Source organism: Pseudomonas sp. 3A(2025), assembly GCF_054589175.1.
Genome location: NZ_BAAILM010000009.1, coordinates 83258 through 100979 on the forward strand (window position 1 = coordinate 83258; position 17722 = coordinate 100979).

17 protein-coding genes are annotated in these 17722 nt (G+C 60.3%); 9 read left to right on the plus strand and 8 right to left on the minus strand.

Features of this window, described 5'->3' with window-relative positions; translation table 11 throughout:
• Window positions 1-59: 59 nt before the first annotated feature.
• Both ACYP2A_RS03570 and ACYP2A_RS03575 read left to right on the plus strand, forming a co-directional pair.
• On the plus strand, window positions 60-1373 hold the full coding sequence (locus tag ACYP2A_RS03570) for a dicarboxylate/amino acid:cation symporter (protein WP_459742832.1): 1314 nt from the start codon (window positions 60-62) through the stop codon (window positions 1371-1373).
• Window positions 1374-1466: 93 nt separating this feature from the next.
• Complete coding sequence (locus tag ACYP2A_RS03575; protein ID WP_459742833.1) at window positions 1467-2696, plus strand: OprD family porin; 1230 nt, start codon at window positions 1467-1469, stop codon at window positions 2694-2696.
• A gap of 52 nt (window positions 2697-2748) precedes the next feature.
• Here ACYP2A_RS03575 and ACYP2A_RS03580 read toward each other — a convergent pair whose 3' ends face one another.
• Window positions 2749-3045, minus strand: a complete 297-nt coding sequence (locus ACYP2A_RS03580; protein WP_459742834.1) for an ArsR/SmtB family transcription factor — start codon at window positions 3043-3045, stop codon at window positions 2749-2751.
• Between the two features lie 39 nt (window positions 3046-3084).
• A complete protein-coding gene (locus tag ACYP2A_RS03585) occupies window positions 3085-3969 on the minus strand; it encodes an NAD(P)H-binding protein (protein ID WP_459742835.1) in 885 nt (294 codons plus the stop codon).
• A gap of 76 nt (window positions 3970-4045) precedes the next feature.
• Here ACYP2A_RS03585 and ACYP2A_RS03590 point away from each other — a divergent pair, with 76 nt between their 5' ends.
• Window positions 4046-4633 carry a TetR/AcrR family transcriptional regulator gene (locus ACYP2A_RS03590; protein ID WP_459742836.1) on the plus strand — a complete coding sequence of 196 codons (588 nt, stop codon included), beginning with the start codon at window positions 4046-4048 and terminating at the stop codon, window positions 4631-4633.
• A 99-nt stretch (window positions 4634-4732) separates the two neighbouring features.
• Here ACYP2A_RS03590 and ACYP2A_RS03595 read toward each other — a convergent pair whose 3' ends face one another.
• Window positions 4733-5107 (minus strand): winged helix-turn-helix transcriptional regulator, encoded by a 375-nt coding sequence (locus ACYP2A_RS03595; RefSeq protein ID WP_459742837.1) that lies wholly within the window; start codon window positions 5105-5107, stop codon window positions 4733-4735.
• A gap of 102 nt (window positions 5108-5209) precedes the next feature.
• Here ACYP2A_RS03595 and ACYP2A_RS03600 point away from each other — a divergent pair, with 102 nt between their 5' ends.
• The 4 genes from ACYP2A_RS03600 (at window position 5210) to ACYP2A_RS03615 (ending at window position 9468) form a co-directional block, all read left to right on the plus strand.
• Window positions 5210-6328 (plus strand): NADH:flavin oxidoreductase, encoded by a 1119-nt coding sequence (locus tag ACYP2A_RS03600; RefSeq protein WP_459742838.1) that lies wholly within the window; start codon window positions 5210-5212, stop codon window positions 6326-6328.
• Between the two features lie 240 nt (window positions 6329-6568).
• Window positions 6569-7300, plus strand: coding sequence for a GntR family transcriptional regulator (locus ACYP2A_RS03605; RefSeq protein WP_459742839.1), 732 nt, complete (start codon window positions 6569-6571; stop codon window positions 7298-7300).
• Between the two features lie 38 nt (window positions 7301-7338).
• On the plus strand, window positions 7339-8616 hold the full coding sequence (locus ACYP2A_RS03610; RefSeq protein WP_459742840.1) for an MFS transporter: 1278 nt from the start codon (window positions 7339-7341) through the stop codon (window positions 8614-8616).
• Window positions 8617-8634: 18 nt separating this feature from the next.
• A complete protein-coding gene (locus ACYP2A_RS03615; RefSeq protein WP_459742842.1) occupies window positions 8635-9468 on the plus strand; it encodes an amidohydrolase family protein in 834 nt (277 codons plus the stop codon).
• Here ACYP2A_RS03615 and ACYP2A_RS03620 read toward each other — a convergent pair.
• Complete coding sequence (locus ACYP2A_RS03620; protein ID WP_459742843.1) at window positions 9465-9845, minus strand: winged helix-turn-helix transcriptional regulator; 381 nt, start codon at window positions 9843-9845, stop codon at window positions 9465-9467. The genes ACYP2A_RS03615 and ACYP2A_RS03620 overlap by 4 nt on opposite strands.
• Before the next feature lie 99 nt (window positions 9846-9944).
• On the opposite strand from ACYP2A_RS03620, the gene ACYP2A_RS03625 reads away from it, so the two are divergent.
• The gene (locus ACYP2A_RS03625) at window positions 9945-10685 is read left to right on the plus strand and encodes an SDR family NAD(P)-dependent oxidoreductase (protein ID WP_459742845.1); all 741 of its coding nucleotides are present in this window, start codon (window positions 9945-9947) and stop codon (window positions 10683-10685) included.
• Between the two features lie 10 nt (window positions 10686-10695).
• Here ACYP2A_RS03625 and ACYP2A_RS03630 read toward each other — a convergent pair whose 3' ends face one another.
• Complete coding sequence (locus tag ACYP2A_RS03630) at window positions 10696-11397, minus strand: helix-turn-helix transcriptional regulator (protein ID WP_459742847.1); 702 nt, start codon at window positions 11395-11397, stop codon at window positions 10696-10698.
• 546 nt (window positions 11398-11943) lie between these two features.
• Between ACYP2A_RS03630 and ACYP2A_RS03635 the strand changes: the two genes are divergently transcribed.
• Entirely contained in the window at window positions 11944-12558 is a 615-nt protein-coding gene (locus ACYP2A_RS03635) for a S1 family peptidase (protein ID WP_459742848.1), read from the plus strand.
• A 6-nt stretch (window positions 12559-12564) separates the two neighbouring features.
• Here the strand turns inward: ACYP2A_RS03635 and ACYP2A_RS03640 are convergent, their stop codons facing one another.
• From ACYP2A_RS03640 to ACYP2A_RS03650, 3 genes are read right to left on the minus strand one after another with little or no spacing between them, the layout of a single operon-like run.
• Complete coding sequence (locus ACYP2A_RS03640; RefSeq protein WP_459742850.1) at window positions 12565-13767, minus strand: HlyD family type I secretion periplasmic adaptor subunit; 1203 nt, start codon at window positions 13765-13767, stop codon at window positions 12565-12567.
• On the minus strand, window positions 13764-15923 hold the full coding sequence (locus ACYP2A_RS03645) for a type I secretion system permease/ATPase (RefSeq protein WP_459742852.1): 2160 nt from the start codon (window positions 15921-15923) through the stop codon (window positions 13764-13766). The genes ACYP2A_RS03640 and ACYP2A_RS03645 overlap by 4 nt, the downstream gene beginning before the upstream one ends.
• Complete coding sequence (locus tag ACYP2A_RS03650; RefSeq protein ID WP_459742854.1) at window positions 15920-17212, minus strand: TolC family outer membrane protein; 1293 nt, start codon at window positions 17210-17212, stop codon at window positions 15920-15922. The genes ACYP2A_RS03645 and ACYP2A_RS03650 overlap by 4 nt, the downstream gene beginning before the upstream one ends.
• Between the last annotated feature and the right edge of the window lie 510 nt (window positions 17213-17722).

The window sequence follows — 17722 nt, forward strand, 5'->3', positions numbered from 1 at the left end:
CATCAGCCTGCGTGTCCTCGCCGAGCCTTTAATAACAAGACCGCCTGTGAGTAGAAATAATGAGCACCAGCCCGCTATCTGCTGAAGTCAACACCTCACCGCCCAGTGCGGTGAAAAGCAAACAGCCCTTTTACCGCGCCATGTATTTTCAGGTGCTGCTGGGCATCGTCGTCGGTATTATCGTCGGGCATTACTGGCCTACGTTTGCCGCCGACCTCAAGCCGTTGGGCGATGCCTTCATCAAGCTGATCAAGATGATCATCGGTCCTGTAGTGTTCTGCACCGTGGTGACCGGTATCGCCGGTATGCGCGACCTGAAAAAGGTCGGCCGCGTCGGTGGCAAGGCGCTGCTTTACTTTGAAATCATTTCCACCGTTTCGCTGATCATCGGCCTGATTGGCGGCCATCTGTTCAATCCGGGTGGCGGGTTCAACGTCGACGTCAACAGCCTGGATGCCTCGGCCGTGACCGGCTTTGCCGAAAAAGCCAGGCACATGCACATGGTCGATTTCCTGATGGCGATCATTCCCTCGACCTTCACCCAGGCGTTTGCCGAGGGCAACGTGCTGTGCATCTTGCTGGTGTCGGTGCTGTTCGGCTGCGCATTGTCAGCAATGGGCGAGAAGGGCAAGCCGGTGTACGACATCATCGAAGGCTTGTCGGGGGTGTTCTTTCGCATCGTTCATATCATTGCCAAGTTGTCGGCGGTCGGTGCGTTCGGTGCCATTGCCTTTACCGTCGGCACTTACGGCGTAGGCTCACTGGTACCGCTGCTCAAGTTGATCGGCAGTTTCTATCTGCTGTGCGTGCTGTTCATCGTGTTTGTTCTGGGCGGCGTGGCACGGTTGTGCGGTTTCAGCATCATTCGCTTTGTCGGCTACATCAAGGAAGAACTGCTGGTGGTGTTGGGCACCAGTTCATCGGAGGTGGTACTGCCGCAGATCATGGAAAAGATGGAGCGTCTGGGTTGCTCCAAACCGGTGGTGGGGCTGGTGATTCCGACGGGGTATTCGTTCAACCTTGATGGCACCAATATCTATCTGACCATGGCCGTGTTGTTCATTGCGCAAGCGTTGAATATTGATCTGACGCTGTCTCAGCAACTGACGCTGGTGGTGGTCGCCATGCTCACCTCCAAAGGCGCGAGCGGTGTGTCCGGTGCCGCCTTTGTGATGCTGACCAGCACGCTGATGGTAGTGCCCATCGTGCCGGTGGCCGGCATGGTGCTGATTCTGGGCATTCACCGCTTCATGGGCACGGGCCTGGCCATGACCAACCTGGTCGGCAACGGCGTCGCGGCGCTGGTCGTCTCGGCTTGGGAAAAAGAGCTGGACCGCAAGCAGCTGGCTCAGGAACTCAGCCGCAAGCGCTGATTCGCCCCGCTACAACCTTCTTCTAAAAACAATCGGCGTCCTGCCCGGTGATACCTCCGGGCAGCGACGCCCTGCGCCAGGAAAACAATAACAATGAATCGCACAGTGTATTGCGCCACCCTCGGTTTCAGCTTGCTCAGCCTCGATGCCGCTCTGGCTGGCGGATTTATCGAAGACAGCAAACTGCGCCTGGAGGCGCGCAACTTCTACTACAACGGCGACTTTCGCGACGGCGTCGGCGTGGGCAAAAGAGAGGAGTGGGCCCAAGGGTTTTTGTTGAACTACGAGTCCGGGTTTACTCAAGGGCCGGTCGGTTTTGGTGTGGATGCCTTGGCGTTTTCCGGCTTTCAGCTTGACTCCAGCCCCGACCGCAGCGGCAGCGGCCTGCTGCCCCGGCGCGCATCCGGTGAAGCCGCAGACGAATACGCCAAAGCCGGCGGTGCGGCCAAACTCAAGGTCTCGAAAACCACCCTGCGTTACGGCTTGTCGCTACCCAAGGCGCCGGTGCTGCAATTCAACGGCAGCCGGCTTTTTCCGCAAACGTTTCAGGGTTTGCAGGTCAATTCGACCGAGATCAACGGTCTGGCCGTTAACCTGGCGCAGTTCGATAAAACCATCACGCCAGACTCCACCAACCTGCAAGACATCAGCCTGGCGGTGAAAGACGGTCGCTACAAGGCCACCGGCATCGGTGATTACTATCGCTATGCCGGTGGCAACTACGCGCTGACGCCAACCCTGTCGGCCAGTTATTACTACGGTGAACTGGATGATGTTTACCGCCAGCAGTTTCTCGGCCTGACCCATAACACGCGGATTGCCAACGGTACGCTGAACACCGACCTGCGTGCATTCGCCAGCAAGGAAATCGGCGCCGCCAAGGTCGGCGAGGTCGATAATCGCGCTTACGCGGGTGCGCTGACGTACACCTTCGATACCGGCCATAGCGTGATGGCGACGTACCAGGTCATGAACGGCGCGACGGGCTTTGCGTATATCAACAACCCGTTCCTGCCCAACTACGTTCAGTACCACGACTTCGGCAGCGCCGGTGAGCGCAGCTGGCAACTGCGCTATGGCTATGACTTTGCAGGATGGGGCATTCCGGGGCTGACGTTTTACAGCGCTTATATCAAGGGCGATCACTTGAAAAAGGCCGGTGCCGATCAGGAGTGGGAGCGCGATATCGACGTGAGTTATGCCTTTCAAAGCCGGTTGAAAGGCCTGTTGGTGCGCTGGCGCAATGCGACGTACCGCAGTGACGACGGGCGCGATATCGATGAGAACCGGTTGATTGTCAGTTATCTGGTTAATGCCCTGTAGGTCGGGTTGTGCGGGCGATGTGATGGGTTGCAATCCTGCGCATCGCCTGACTTCAATGACGGAGTATGGCGCCCAGTAGCTGTGGGAAGCGTTGTTCAAGCTCATCCTTGCGCAGCGAGTTGATATGCGTCGTGCCTACGTTACGCGTGCGCATAAGTCCTGCATCACGCAGTACTCTGAAGTGGTGAGAAACGCTTGATTTGGGGCGGCCGCCGTGTAACTCACCGCTGGTCGCTTCAATTACCTGGGCCAGGTGGCGAACAATTTCCATGCGCACCGGATCGCTCAACGCATAGAGAACACGTTCAAGAACGAAGTCCTCGGCGTCGGGATGTCTGAAAGCTCTCATGATTAATAGCCGATCGCGAGCGATAACCAATCGCCGTACTTATTGTTTGAACGCTTCAATATGTTCATGAAACCAGTCCGTCAGCGAGCGCGGTGGTACACCCGTGAGGTCCTCAACCGTCAGGGTTCGTTCAGTCAGTACGGAGTCATGGAAAATACGATCCAGTCCAACGAGAAGTTCAGCCACGAACGGTGAGACGCCTTCTGCAAGCAGTACCGCGCGCTGTTCGACGGGCGTCCGATGGGTGTAAATAACCGGGCGATCCAAAAGCCGGGTCAGCTCCTCAGCCACTTCAGGCATTGTCCAGTTTTGCGGGCCTGTAAGGTGATAGGCCCGTTTGGAACCTTCGGCCACGTCCTCCAGTAAGGCGATGCGCGCCGCATCGGCAACATCCCGGGTATCGATTAGATTGACACGTCCATGACCCGCAGCGCCGCCCCAGTTGCCGGCCGCTACAGGCGTGCCAGCACGCTTGAGTACGTCCATGAACGTGGTGGGTCTCAATACCGTGGTGGCGATGGGTTGTTGGCTCAAGTGGGCTTCTATCAGTGAATGCCAGGCAAATGGATTGAGCGGTGTTGAAGGTCCCATGACCGAAAGTTTCACGATGTGATGTACGCCAGCCTCTACAGCCGCATCAATGAGTGCAATCTCGTGAGTCACTTGTTGCGGGGAAGTGCCATGGGCAATGAACAGTTTTTCAACGCCTGCAAGCGCTTCTCTGAGCGTCGACGGCTGATCAAAATCCAGCGCTGCAGCCTCGACGCCTTTTGGAAAAGACAGGAATGATTGCTGGCGTGTCAGCGCAACGACGCTAACCGGATCCATCACTAACCGATTGATCAACCGCAGCCCTACACGGCCGGTCGCACCGGCAATAGCGATACGCAGGGGGTGTACCCGATTTGACGACTGGTTGAGCATGCTAACGACTCCGTATCATGGAACGATCATTCCATGTATCTTGGTCCGATCGTTCCAGGTTGTCAACGGAGTGTCCATGAGTGGTAAACCGCAATACGACGAAAGCGCTGTCCTGAACGCGGCGATGCTTGTTTTCTGGCGTCATGGGTATGCAAACGCGTCCGTCAGCGACCTCACGGCAGCTACGGGCTTGTCTCGATCGAGCTTGTACCAGAGGTTTGGCGATAAGGAAGGGCTCTTCAACGAGTCTCTTGAACGCTATACCGACCGCGTACTGACGCGAATGAGATCGGCCCGCGCGCAGACCTCCATGGCGAGCGTAGAAGCACTGCTGCGAGAGTTTCTGCCGAAGAACGCTGAGGAAAAACGCCCCGCCGGCTGCCTGATCGCTCGCAGTAATGCTGAGCAGCAAGACCTTGCTGCTACCGGCAAGATGATCGCCAACGCTGCGGCTTGCCAGCAGCACCAGATGTTCATGGAGATTTTGACTCACGGGCAGTTGCAAGGTGAGCTTGAGCCGGATGTCGATCTGGATGTACTGGCCTGGTATTACTTTGGCGTGCTGCAGGCCATTGTGAATCTACCTGCCATCGGCGCGACGGGGCAGACGCTTGACCGCCTCATCGATGTTGCAATGTCCGCATGGCCGCAAGGCAAGGTATAGGACTCGGGCAGGTTGCCCTGGAGCAACACGGGCTGAGAGTCACTGTCGCTTGATCATCTACGGATCCCGCAAAAGAGGCGCGGCTTTTAACTTGCACTTTCAGATGACTTGCCCACCCTCGTCAAACTTCAATCGAGCCGCTTCAACTTCAGGCAATTTGTCGAGCGTCCATTTATGCAGTTCGCGAAATGGCTGCTGCAGCGTTTGACCCAGCGTGGTGATTTCATACTGGACTGCCACGGGCGAGAACGAGATGACCTTGCGCGAAACGAGGCCATTTCGTTCCAGCCGGCGCAGGCATTGTGTCAGAGCCTTCTGAGTGACGCCTTCCAGGCGGCGTTTGATGGCATTGAACCGATGCGGCCCGTCATCGAGTACCGCCAGAACCATCATTGACCACTTGTCTGCGATCTGGTCGAACAGTGCCCGGCTTGGGCACTGCGATGAAAAACATTGCGGCTTTAATTCCAGCATCACAGTTTCCTTATGTATACCTGGGCGACTCCAGGTGCCTAATTGACATTTGGTTTACAAAATATACTTATATGGCTTCCGAAAGCAAAGGGAGTCCATCCAATGTCAAACCTTGATACCCGCATTCTATTTCGTCCTCTTTCCGTCAGGTCGCTTGAACTGAAAAACCGCATTGTCATGGCGCCGATGACGCGGCAATTTTCGCCAGAGGGCATTCCCGGTAGTGGGAGCGCTGCGTATTACCGGCGGCGTGCTGAGGGGCGTGTCGGGTTGATCCTGTCGGAAGGCACTGTCGTTGATCGTCCCGCTTCACGTAACGGTCCCGGCATTCCTTTTTTTCACGGTGAGGCCGCGCTGGCCGGATGGAAGGACGTGATCGACTCTGTTCACCATGCGGGTGGCCGTATGGGGCCGCAACTCTGGCACACCGGTGCAGTACGGGATGTCAGCGGCTGGGAACCTGATGCGCCGGTTGAAAGCCCCTCTGGCCTCGACTCGCCAAATAACCCTCGTGGTGTGGCAATGAGCGAGGAGGATATTGCCGACGCCGTTGCTGCGTTTGCCAAGGCAGCGGCGGATGCCAAGCGCCTGGGCTTCGACACCGTCGAGATCCATGGCGCTCATGGTTATTTGATCGATCAGTTCTTCTGGGCCGGCACCAATCGGCGCACCGATCGTTACGGCGGACCGACGATCAAGGAGCGCTCGCGTTTTGCCGCTGAAATCGTGTCTGCCGTTCGTCATGCGGTCGGCTCCCAATTCCCGATCATCATGCGCGTCAGCCAGTGGAAGCAGCAGGACTTTAGCGTACGCCTCGCCGAGACGCCTGCACTGATGGAGGACTGGCTGCTGCCGTTGGTCGAGGCGGGTGTGGATGTTCTGCACTGTTCGCAGCGACGCTTCTGGGACCCTGAGTTTCCCGAAATTGACGGTGAGAACGGGCTGAACTGCGCGGGCTGGGCGAAGAAAGTCACTGGCGCCACGACCATTAGCGTCGGTTCGGTCGGGCTGGATAACGATGTTACTCACGCGTTCGCAGGCCAGGGATCAACCTCTGCAAGTCTGGATCGGCTCGTTGAGCGTATGGAGCGCGAAGAGTTTGATCTGATCGCCGTAGGGCGTGTTCTGCTGAGTGACAAGGATTGGGTCGCCAAAGTGGAAGCAGGCGATCACGCGAATCTGAAGGGCTTCAATCCGGCATCGTTGGCCGAATTGGTTTGAGTTGAGAGAGCCTGACAGCCCGGACACCGCCGACTTCATCGTGCGGTTTCACAACGAAGGCCGCCTGCACTCAACGTTTGGGTATGCATGACTCAATCCGTGCGAGTGCCAGGCCGCCTGATCACGCCCGATCAAAAAATCCGGCATAACGTGATCCCCCACCATCTCCCTCTTGACGACCTTCCCGATTAGGCAAATACTTCGCTTCACATTCATACATATGACTAGATAACTATAACAATGACAGCCCCTATCCCCGACGACCGTCTACCCCGTTACCAGCGCCTGCGCGATGAGCTGGCTTATCAGATCTCGATGAATCGCTGGCGCCCAGGCGAGGCGATTCCTACTGAAGCAGCACTGGCCAGCGAGTACGCGATCTCCGTAGGCACCGTGCGCAAGGCCATCGATGCGCTGGTCAGCGAAGGCGTGCTGGAGCGCCAGCAAGGGCGTGGCACGTTTATTCGTCGCCCGCAGTTCCAGTCTTCGCTGTTCCGCTTCTTTCGCTTCCAGGGCCCCAATGGCGAGCGACTGGTGCCTGAAAGCCGGATCCTGACCATTGAGGTGGTCGAGGCGCCTTCGGCGGTCAGCCAGGCGCTGGCACTGGCGCCGGGCGCCGAGGTCATCCGCCTGGTACGTCTGCGTTTGCTCGACTCGACGCCGGTGCTGGCCGAGCAAATCTGGCTGCCGAAAAGCCTGTTCCTGCCGTTGCTGAACGTCGATCTCGATCGCCAGGGCGCGCTGCTTTATCCCATCTATGAATCGCTGTGCGGCCAGGTCGTGGCCAGCGCCGAAGAAACCCTCACCGCAGAAGCCGTCAACGAGGTGTATGCGCGTTTGCTGAACATCGATGTGCACAGCCCTGTGGTGGTGATCGAGCGTCTGGCCCGCGACTACGCCGGTAAACCACTGGAATGGCGGCGTTCGCGCGGCCATGCCAGCCATTTCAGGTACAGCGTCGACATCCGCTGATCGCAGTGCCCTTACATCCCGATAGAAGGATAAAAATAATGTTCAGTTGGTATCGCGAAATCACCGCCAAAGAGCGCAAGACGTTCTGGGCCTGCTTCGGCGGCTGGTCGCTGGATGCACTTGAAGTGCAGATGTTCGGTCTGGCGATTCCGGCGTTGATTGCCGCTTTCGCGCTGACCAAGGGCGATGCGGGGCTGATCAGCGGCGTAACGCTGGTCACCTCGGCCATCGGCGGCTGGCTGGGCGGAACGCTGTCGGACCGTTATGGCCGGGTCAGAACCCTGCAGTGGATGATTCTCTGGTTCTCGTTCTTCACGTTCTTGTCGGCCTTTGTCACCGGCTTCCACCAGATGCTGATCGTCAAGGCCCTGCAAGGCTTTGGCATCGGCGGCGAGTGGGCGGCGGGTGCGGTGCTGATGGCTGAAACCATCCAGGGCAAATACCGTGGCAAGGTGATGGGCGCCGTGCAAAGCGCCTGGGCCTTTGGCTGGGGCGCGGCGGTGGGCGTGTTCACGCTGGTCTACACCTTTGTGCCGGAAGATATCGCCTGGCGGGTGATGTTCCTGGTGGGTCTGGCGCCGGCGATCCTGGTCATTTACGTGCGTAAAAACGTCGAAGAGCCGGATGGCTCGATGCAGAAGCGCAAGGCGGCGTCCGAGAAAAGCTTTTTTGCCTCGATGGCCGGGATTTTCCGCCCCGAGTTGATCCGTGTGACCTTGCTGGGCGGCATTCTGGGCCTGGGCGCGCACGGCGGTTATCACGCGGTCATGACCTGGTTGCCGACCTATCTCAAAACCGAGCGCAACCTGTCGGTGCTCAGCTCCGGTGGTTATCTGGCCGTCATCATCGCTGCCTTCTGGCTGGGTTGTATCGTCAGCGGCCTGTTGATCGACCGCATTGGCCGGCGCAAGAACATCATTGTCTATGCGCTGTGCTGCGTGATCACGGTGCAGTGCTACCTGTTCCTGCCATTGACCAACACGCAAATGCTGTTTCTGGGGTTTCCGCTGGGCTTCTTTGCCGCCGGTATCCCTGCCAGCCTCGGTTCATTCTTCAACGAGCTGTATCCTGCCGATGTGCGCGGGGCAGGGGTGGGTTTCTGCTACAACTTCGGTCGCGTACTGTCCGCCGTCTTCCCGTTTCTGGTCGGCCACATGAGCGGCTTCATGTCGCTGGGCAGCGCCATCGGCATCGACGCGGGCATTGCGTATGGTGTCGCGGTACTGGCCGCGCTGGCCTTGCCTGAAACCAAAGGCCGTAACCTGAACGATGCTGTTGAGTCTGCCAGCCCCGATACTGCTGCGCAGAAAGCCTGACCATTGAAAGAGAGCCCCATGCCACAGACTTACTCCGTGCCGCTAAACGGCATTGACGGCCATGCACACGTATTCGAGCGTCGCCTGGAACTGGCCGAGACCCGTCGTTATGCACCGGGTTACGACGCTACTCTGGCTGATTACCTGGCGCAGCTCGATCGGCACGGCTTGAGCCATGGGGTGCTGGTGCAACCCAGTTTTCTCGGTACCGACAATAGTTATTTGCTGGAGGCGCTGGCCCAGGCTCCGGAGCGCTTGCGTGGCGTTGTGGTGGTCGATCCCGACACCCCGGTGCAGGAACTACAGCGCATGGCCGCGCTCGGTGTACGCGGTGTGCGTCTGAATCTGGTGGGGCGCGAACTGATCGATCTGGGCGAAGCGCGCTGGCAAGGCTTTTTCAAGGTGCTGAAAAGTCTGGGCTGGCACGTGGAGTTGCATCGTCAGATCGAGGATATCGCGCAGTTGATCAAGCCGCTGCTGGCGGCCGGCTGCAAGGTGGTGATCGACCACTTTGGCCGTGCCGATGCGCGTCTGGGGCTCGACCAGCCGGGCTTTGCACAACTGCTGACGCTGGGCCGCGAGGGCAATGTCTGGGTCAAGGTTTCCGCGATGTATCGCCTGGGTGGCAGTGTGGGCGAACAACAGGGTTTTGCCGGGCGCGCGCTGGCCGCGCTGGCTGAACACCTGGGCGCCAATCGCCTGTTGTGGGGCAGCGACTGGCCGCATACGCAGCATGAACAGCAGATGAGTTTTACCCGGTCGCTCGAAGGGATGCAGCGTATTGCCAGCGATGCCGGCATCTTGTCGCCCGTGTTTCGCGACAGTGCGGCAGAACTGTTTGGTATTGATTAATTACGCCCGGCCGGGCGCCCACGGCCTGCGGGTTTGACCGGCAGGCTGGCCCCATAAGTCTGCCACCACACCGTCAGTGCCTCCATGGTCGGCCCCAGCGCGCGGGCTTTGTCGGTCATTGCATACTCGACCCGTGGCGGCACTTCGGCGTACACCGTGCGCGATATAAGGCCGTCCATTTCCAGTTCGCGAAGTTGCGCGGTGAGCATGTGCTGGGTAATACCGGGAATGGTTTTTCGCAGTTCGCCAAAGCGATAAAGCCGCTGGTTCAGCAACCACATTATTTCCAGTTTCCATTTGCCCGACAGCAGCGAAAACGCGCGGCGCATCTCTTCGTGCATGGTGATTTCATGCTGTTCATTAGTCTGGTTTTCCATACTGACGGCCTCTAATTCATCCTTCTTGCTGGATTTCAGGTTGCAGGACATTCTCGCCGAAACTTGCTGGCAACGTCTTATAAACCGGAGCGTATCGAGATGTCCCGATTGAATGGAAAAGTAGCGATTGTCACCGGCGCAGGCCGAGGTATTGGCCGTGCCACGGCCAGGCTGTTTGCCGAGCAGGGCGCCAAAGTGGCGGTGCTGTCGCGCACGCCGGAAAATGTCGAGCGGGTGGTGGCCGAGATCGAGGCGGCGGGTGGTACGGCCTTGGGAGTGGTGTGCGATATCGCCGATGCCGGGCAAGTCACGGCGGCAGTGGAAAACGTAGTCGCGACCTTTGGTCGCCTGGATATCCTGGTCAATAACGCCTTCGATCCATCGGTGGTGGTTTCTTCGATTCTGGAGCTGCCAGTGGAGCAGTTGCAGCGCAACTTCGAGATGGGGCCCATTGCTTATCTGCGCACCATGCAGGCTTGTTATCCGCACCTCAAAGCCAGTGGTGCCGGGCGGGTGATCAACTTTGCATCGCTGGCCGGCGTGCTGGGCATGAGTGGTTATGGCCCGTACAACATGGCCAAGGAAGCGGTGCGCGCACTGACGCGCAGTGCGGCGCGCGAATGGGGGGCAGACAGGATCACGGTCAATAACCTGCTGCCCGTGGCCCAGACCTGGGGCGATATCGATGTTCCTGCGCCGACCAATGCCTTGGGCCGTTATGGCTCACCTGAAGACGATATTGCCCCGGTGGCGCTGTTTCTGGCCAGCCAGGATTCCCAGTACCTGACGGGCTACAGCCTGACACCCGATGGTGGGCAGATTATCGACAGCGCCCGCTGAAGAGCGTGACTCAATGCATCTCTGAGCGGTTCTTGTCACCGGCATACATCCAGCGCATCAACGAGTGCCGGCCGCCGATGCCCAGTTTGATCGACGCGCGCTTGAGGTAACTTTCCACGGTGTTGACCTTCAACTGCAGTTGCTCGGCCAGTTGCGGCGCGGTCTGGCCGGCGAGCAGGCCGACGCACACTTCACGTTCGCGGGTTGACAGGTCAAGCCCTGACTGGCGCAAGCGTTCAGAGAAGCGCAGGCACAGGTTTTGCGGCTCGCAAGCGTCATCCGGATGAGGTGGCAACACCTGGGGCGTGCTCGGTTGCAGGGCGCTGATGTGCTTTTCGACCATGGGCAGCAGCAAGGGCGAGATGTCTTGCAGCAAGCTGCGCTCGCGGAATGAGAAGCCCTGCGGCTGGCCGGCACGGTACACGGAGATTTCATAACGATAGCCATCGCTGTGACGCGACAGGTGCAATTGCGCCGCCTCTTCGGCTCGCGGCGCATGGGCATCCTGTTCCCAGAAAGCCGCCTCGGAGAGGATGGCCATCTCGTCGCGGGTCCAGGCCTGGCCTGATGCTTCAGCCTGCAACTGGCGGATATGCGTAGCGTCCACCGACAATTGGGTCTGGATCAAGTCATGCAACAGGCGCGGGAAGTGTCGGCTGCCGGTGCTGGCAATCACTTTGCCAATCTGGGGAAAGAGAGCATGTGCGTTCATTGTTTCATCCATGAGTTTCAAAAGTGGAATATCACCCTGATGGACCGTCGCCCGTCATCCTGGGTAAACGGTAATGTGTCAGAGACTGCAGTACTTCATGAGTCGACCGTGGCATCGGGCTGCGGGCCGACTGCGATTCAACTTTCACCTCCATGGTAGCGGGTTCCGGTGACAGGTTTGTCACTGATGTTGATCTAAGCATAGGTCTGTTAGTGCATGGACTGCTCGGCCTTTGGGTAAGTAGAGAAGTGTTCAAAAAACGGGTTGCTTTGAACTAACGAACGAGCGTGAGCGCTGAATAATCAGCTGCCTTGCAGGACACTGCGCTGCACCTCGGCTTCTGTGGCGCCGCCCCGTAAGGCTGGCGATCAAAAAATGGCGTCAAGAAAAAAACGCCATCCGACGAATGACATTAATAGCATATTGCCTTAGTGATGGCTCAATGACATATTCGCACCACCTCCAACCCCCTCCCCAAATGTGAGCCGCATGAACCCCCTCAAGTCACTTCTGGCAGCCTGCGCGCTGATCAGCGGGTGCAATGGAATGTCCACCGCGTACGTTACGGAACCTGTTAAAGACCAAGCCTTTGTCGTGCATGCCGGAGGTCCACTCGCTCTGGTGATGATGGCCAGTGCCGTGCAGTGGAACGATGAATACGCCGTGACGGTCAAGCATCTTCCCTATGTATCGGGGTCGGTTTTCCAGGGGCGCGGCGATGTTCAGTTCTTCCGCCACAAGGCCGGTCAGCGCGCACCGATGTGGCGCCAGTACCGTCCGGGCGAATCGCTCACGGCGGTCGGTTATAACTCCATGTACATGAAGAGCGAAGCCCGTGGCCGGGCACTCAGCGCGATGGTGCGCCTGGATGCCAAGGATGGGGGCGTGATGTACGGCACCCACGATGGCACCACGGTGCAAGGCATGTCGGGCGGCCCGGTGTTTGCGGCTGATGGCACGGTTGTCGGTATCAACGTCGCCTACCTTGAGCAGGACGACCTGCAAAAGCTCAAGCGTGCCGACCTGCCGGTTCAGGAGCAAGTCAGCATCTTCCTTCCCTACGCCGAGATCAGCCGTGAGTGGCAGCGTTACGCCAGCCAGAAGGGTGGCGCTAAAGCCGTGCCCGCGCCGGTCGGACTTTCAGTCGCTGCGGCGCACTGATAGCGCTTAACGTTCGCGCAGGGCTTCCTTGGCCCTGTTCAACGGCTTGATCAGGTAATCCAGAATCGTCTTCTCTCCGGTGCGGATATCCACCGTGGCGATCATGCCGGGGACGATGGCGAACGGTTTGCCGGCCTTGTTGTACAGCACGTCGGCATCGGTGCGGATGAACACCCGGTAGTAGAACACTTCGGGTTTGAACTCATCCTGGATCGTGTCGGGCGAAATGGTCACGACCTTGCCGTCCAGGCTGCCGTAGATGGAGTAGTCGTACGCCGTGATTTTGACCTTGGCGACCTGATCGGGGTGGATAAAAGCGATATCGCGGGGGGCGATACGCGCCTCGATCAGCAACTGGTCATCCTGCGGCACGATCTGCATCAGTTTGCCGTTGGGTGGAATCACGCCGCCGATGGTGGTCACTTCGATGTCCTTGACGATGCCGCGCACCGGGGAGCGCAACGTCAGGCGCGTCAGTGAGTCGGCGCGACCGCGCACGACCTCGGCCAGCGAATCGGCTTCGGCACTGGCCTTGGCCAGGTCCTGGCGAGCCTGCACCATGTAGTCCGAACGGGCCTCGCTGGCCTTGAGTTCCAGTTCCGAGCGCTGGCGGTTCAGGCGGATCACTTCGACCCGGCTGGAGGCTCCGGCCTTGGCCAGGTTTTCAGTAATGGCAAGCTCGCTGCGCACCAGCTTCAGCGACTGCTCGATACCGGCCAGGGTTTCCTTGAGGCCGCGCTGGCGGGTCTGGTACAGCTCGGTTTCGGCGCGGATCAAGGCCGGCCAGGCCTTTAGCGACTCGGCAAACACCAGCGGCTTGCCACTGACTTCGGCTTGCAGACGGCTGACACTGGCCTGGGTGGCGCGGTATTTGGCTTCGCTTTCGCCGACATTGGACTGGGTCTTGATCGGGTCCAGTTGCGCCAGCACATCGCCACGCTCGACACGCGAGCCTTCGCTGACATTGATTTCGGTGATGATCCCGCCTTCAAGCGACTGAATGACTTGTTCGCGAGAGCTGGGCACCACCTTGCCGGTGCCACTGGACACTTCCACGACCGAAAAAAACGCCGCCCAGAGCAAAAAGCAGCCCAGCATCAGCGCACAGATCCACACCACCCGGGTGGCGCGCAGCACCTCGGATTCGTCGGCACCGTCCAGATACGAAGCGGGCGCCTGGGGCATGTGGATCGCGACGTCGCGGCTCATGGGCGCACTCCGTTGGGTTGCCTGAGTTGCGCCAGAGCGACTTCGCGCGGCGCATCGATGACGATGTGGCCGTTGTCGACCACGATGATGCGCTCGACCCGTTGCAACACGCTGAGCCGGTGGGTGGCCATCACCAGCGTGCGGCCTTCGCACCACAGCAGCAGGTCATCGAGCAGGCGTTTTTCAGTGACATCGTCCAGCGCGGCGGTGGGTTCATCGAGCAGCAGCACTTGCGGCTGGCGCAACAGCAGGCGCGACAACAGCAGGCTTTGGCGCTGGCCGCCGGACAGGCCCAGACCCCCTTCCAGAATCAGATGATCCAGACCCTTGGGCAGGTGACGGATGAACTCCAGCGCGCCGCTGATCGACAGCGCCGCCAGCAGTTCCTGATCTGTGGCGCGCCCGGCGCCCAGCACCAGGTTGTCGCGCAGGGTGCCGTGGAACAGCCGCGCATGCTGCTGCAACAGCCCGACATCGCGACGCAGGTCGGCAGGGTCGATGTGGCTCATGGCAATGCCGTCGATGCTCAATTCGCCGGTGGCCAGGTCCATCGCGCCGCCCAGTGCCTGCAGCAGGGTGGATTTGCCCGCACCATTGCGCCCCAGCACCGCAATGCGCTCGCCGGGGCGAATGCGCAGTTCATCGATGTGCAGGGCGACCGGTGCCATCGGGTCGTAGCGCAGCGCCGAGTCCTTGATATAAAAGTCGCCGCGAATCGCAGGCATGTGCACCCGCTTGCTGTTTTCCGGGTGATCGACCGGCAATTGCATCAGGTGGTTGAGGCCCTTGAGCGCGACTTTGGCTTGCTGCCAGCGGGTCAGCACATGGTTGAGCTGGGCCATCGGTGCCATCATGCGTGAGGCCAGCATGGAGGCGGCGACCAGGCTGCCGGTGGTCAGGTCGCCGGCAATCACCATCGGTGCGCCGAACACGATGACGATGGCAAACACCGCGCCTTGCACACTCTGGGTCCAGGTCACCAGGCCGTTGGTCAGGCTGCGCAGTTGCAGGCCGGTGTCGGCGGTGGTGGCGTTGAAGCGGTTCCATTGCTCCTGAAAACGCTGCTCGGCCTGCAAGGCCTTGATGTCGTCCATGCCCTGAATGCTTTCGACCAGCATCGCATTGCGCAGCGCCGACTCGCGCATGTTGGCGTTGGCCAGCCGCGCCAGCTTGCGCTGGTACAACAGGCCCGGCAGTAGCATGAACACCAGCGCCACCAGCGGAATGGCCACCAGCGGCCCGGCAATCAGCCAGAACACCAACAAAAACAGAAAGAAGAACGGCAGGTCGGCCAGCGCCGTGGCGGTGCTGGAGGTGATCATGTCGCGCACTTGTTCCAGCTCGCGCAACTGGGCAATGAACGAGCCCGTGGAGCGCGGCCGTACCGAATTGCGCAGGCGCAGGGCATGGCCATACACCAGGTCGGACACCCGCAGGTCGGCGCGCTTGCCGAGCAGGTCGGTGATGCGCAGGCGCATGATGCGCAAGGTGAAGTCGAACAGCACCGCCAGCAGCACACCGGCAAACAGCACGTACAGGGTCGGCAGCGACTCGGCCGGAATCACCCGGTCATAGACCTGCATCGAAAACAGCACGCCGGCCATCGCCAGCAGGTTGGCGACCAGGGAGGCGATCATCACATGGCCGTACGGCTTGAGGTCACGGATCACGATGCGCCGGAACCAGTGCTCATCGAACGGTTGCACATAGTCGTCGGTGCGCACATCCGACAGTGGCCGGGCCGGGCGCATGATCACCGTGCGCCGCAGCCGCTCGCCCAGTTCCTGCAAGGGCATGCGCTGCTGCAGGCCCTGATCGCCCGACAGGGCAATGCCGACTTCGCCGTCGCTGAGGCTTTGCACCACGCCGATCTGGCCGTCTTGCAACTCGACCACCAGCGGCGTGCGCCAGCGGCCGATATCGTGGGACTTGCGCCCGCCGAACTTGATGGTCAGGCCGGCCTGGCGGGCCATCTGCCGCACCACGTCTTCGACATCGCGGTCGGGGCGCTGGGCGGCAATGCGCACGGTTTCTACGGAAACGTCCATGCGGTAATGGCGGGCGACCAGCAGGATCGCGTCCATCCATTGCTGATAATCGGGCGGCGGTTCGTCCTGGCCGGCAGCGGGGGTGGTGATGATCACGGCGTCGTTCATGGCAGTATCCTCACGCCCTGCACCGTGCGCGCTTCAAGGTCGAAGGCGCGGCGCAGGCCGCCGCTGTTGTACAGGCAGTCGATCTGCAGGCGGCGCAGGTCCGCCTGGGTGCCGGCCAGTTCGAAGCGTGACTGGTGAATTTCCTGCTCGGCGTTAAGCAAATCCAGCAAGGGCCGGGTGCCCAGGTCCAGGTACTGGCGGCCATACAGCTCGCGTGCCTCGCTGATGCTGCCCTGGCGACGTTGCAAGGCATTCTGGCGCAGTGCCAGGCTGGCGGTTTGCGCGCGGGCCTCGGCCAGGCTTTGGGTCGCTTGCAACGTGGCCACGTCTTGCGCGGCGTCGGCGGCACTCAAGGCATGGCCGGCAGCGCGGCTGCGGGCACTGATCGCGCCGCCCTGGTAGATCGGCACCTCGAAGTTCAGGTAGATGCCGGCCTGGGTGCGCTTTATCGCCGGGTTGTTGTCGTTGTAGCCGCTGTCCAGATAGTGGTTGACCGTCGGTTCCAGCGACAGGGTCGGGTAGGCCTCGGACCGGGCGCTGGCCAGTTCTGCCTGCGCCTGGGTGCGCTGGGCCTGGGCGATCAGCACGGCGGGCAGAATATCGAGTGGACGTTGCGGCTGCGCGCAGGCGGTGATCGAGTCTTGCGGAAAGTCATCGGTCACCTCGACCGTCGTGGTGCGGCCTGTCAGGCTGCTCAGCGCGGCCTGCCAGCGGGCATATTGCGCCTTGTAATCCTGCAAGGTGGCCATCGCGCCTTCGGCCCGCGATTGTGCCTGCACCAGGTCAGAGCGGGTGCTGGCGCCCATGTCGCTGCGCTGGCGCGCCAGTTCGACAATGTCGCCGACGCCTTCAATCTGCTTGCGGGCGATTTCGCTCAGGTTGCGATAACGCTGCACCTCGACCCAGGCATAGGCCGTGTCGCGGGCGATCTGGTCGATGCTCAGCAAAATCTGCGCCTGGCTGCGCGCTACCCGTGCCTGAGCGATCTGCACCGCGTTGTCGACCTTGCCGAAGTCATACAGCATCTGCTTGAGCGAAATGTTCAGCGCCTGGGTGCTGGAGTCGCCGCCATAGCCGGTGTTCAGGCCGCCGCGCACGCCGCCGCTGATCTGTGGGTAGTAACCGGCTTCGGCGACATTGATGCCTTCGCCTTGTTGATACAGGGTAGATACTGCCTGGCCGATGTCCGGGTGCCAGGCCACGGCCTGACGAATCGCATCGCCGAGCGCCAGACGCTGACCGGTCGGGGTGCTGTCGGGACGTGGTGGTGCGGCTTTGAGAGCAGGCAATGGTGACGCGGCTTTAGGCGCCGGTCGCGGTGTTGCTTGAGGTGTAGGTTGCGGCGCGGCTTGTGGTGCTGGTCGCGGCGCTGGCTGAGGTTCCGGTTGCAGCGCCGTTTGAGGGGCCGGTTGCGCGGCGGGCGCCGGTGCAAGCGCGCCTGGTTCCTGCGCTGTGTTTTGTAAACGACTAGGGCTGACCTCCAGTAATTCGGGGTCTATCGGTGCTTCTATGACACGAGCCCGGTGCCGGTTGAGCAGCGTGCCCATGATGCCTTCGCCTTGCTGATAGATGGCCGAGACGTCCTGCACGGTGTCGGGCTGTTGCGGTTCTGGAGCTGGAGCGGCTACTGATGATTGTGCACCGTGAGCCTGGTGGCTGTTGAGCAGCGTGGCCATCGCCAACAGGGCGACGGGCGCATGTCGGGTAATGCAGGCATAAGCTGACTTCACAATATTCCCTTACTGACGGTCACCTCTAAAAACTACCTGCGTTGTCATCGCGGCGTTAAAAACCGACTC